The organism is Streptomyces sp. 4N124 (assembly GCF_052245395.1).
GTDB lineage: Bacteria > Actinomycetota > Actinomycetes > Streptomycetales > Streptomycetaceae > Streptomyces.
Window position 1 is genome coordinate 1 of the sequence record NZ_JBQQBS010000142.1, and the last position, 1,319, is coordinate 1,319.

Annotated in this window: 1 protein-coding gene; it reads right to left on the bottom strand. The window is 69.4% G+C overall.

Features of this window, described 5'->3' with window-relative positions:
• Positions 1 to 7: 7 nt before the first annotated feature.
• Complete coding sequence (locus tag ACTWQO_RS48455) at positions 8 to 1,168, bottom strand: hypothetical protein (protein ID WP_443243807.1); 1,161 nt, start codon at positions 1,166 to 1,168, stop codon at positions 8 to 10.
• Positions 1,169 to 1,319 lie beyond the last annotated feature (151 nt).

Below are 1,319 nucleotides of genomic sequence, written 5' to 3' on the forward strand. Positions count from 1 at the left end.
CTCGGGGTCAGCCGCCGGTGGAGTAGGAGGCGATGACGCCGCGCAGGAAGGTCGTGCCGTCGCTGAGCTCGACGCTCACATTGCCGGACGCCCAGATCTCGTGAGTGCCGGGGACGAGTTGGAGGTCGCTTACTTGGAAGCGCTGGCGCCGGTCCGCCTTGGTGATCTTTCCGGAGCGGCCGGCGACCGGCTTCGGCTGCTTGATCGTGTGCAGTGTGCCGTCGTCGGTGTGGTGGAGCCCGCCGCTCAGGACGAACCCGCCTGCACCGTCAGGGGTCCCCGACGTCCCGAGTTCGGGTTGGCTGCGCAGCGTGGTGTCGATGGCCTTCGGGGCCTTGCGCCAGCGCTTGCCGTCCCAGTGCAGGGCGAACGCCATCTCGCGTACCTCGGCGCCGTCCGTCCAGTACTCGGGTGAACCGAACGCCCAGGCGTCGTCCCGGGAAACGGCCACGACGTCGGACAGCGACGCGTCCCCGTCCACCGGCCTGGGAAGACGGAGCTCGGGCGTGGGGACCGACCGCCACTCCTTCCCGTCGAAGTGCATGGTCGCAGGTCGGTCGTCGTGGGAGCCCACCGCCCAGATGTCGTCCGGGCCGGTCGCGGACAGTGCTACGGCCTCGCCGGGCAGATCGTGGACGGTCCAGCGCTCGCCGTCCCAATGGTGCAGCCCGACCGCGCGGTTCGCGTCCAGCGCCCACACGTCGTCGGGCGCCAGGACGGCGACGTCCCACACTCTGAAGTCGACGGAGGTCGTACGCCACCTGCGGCCGTCCCAGCGCGCTGCCGTCGGCTTTCCTACGGACCCGACGCTGTCCCTGATCTGACTGGCGAACAGCCATACGTTGTCGGGGCTGGAGGCGTCCAGGTGGACGTAGTTGTTGTCGAACTCTGCCCCCTTCACCGGCTGCAGCGGCATCTCGGCACGTTTCCAGGTGGTGCCGTGGCGGTGCAGCAGGAAGAACTCGCCGAAGCCGTCGTCCGGTATGTCCTGGCCCACAGCCCAGCCCTCGTCCCGGGAAGCGGCAGCGATGTCGGTCACGCTCGTGTCACGGGTGGACGTAGTGGCGTAGTCGAGTTGCCAGCGTGCCGAGCGCGGCTTGGTGTCGTCGTCCCTGCCTCCGCTGTCGCAACCGGTCACGATCAGCAGCACGGCCGCTGCCACCGCCATGCGGCGCGGCAGACCTGTTCCGGCACCGCGCCGGATTGCCTGCGGTCCTGAGCACATGTCGCGAGCGTAGGGATCTGGCTCCGGGAGGGGTCCCCACGCGCCCCAGGCTGTGTCCAGCCATGGAACCAACCTCCCGAGACAGCACACCTAG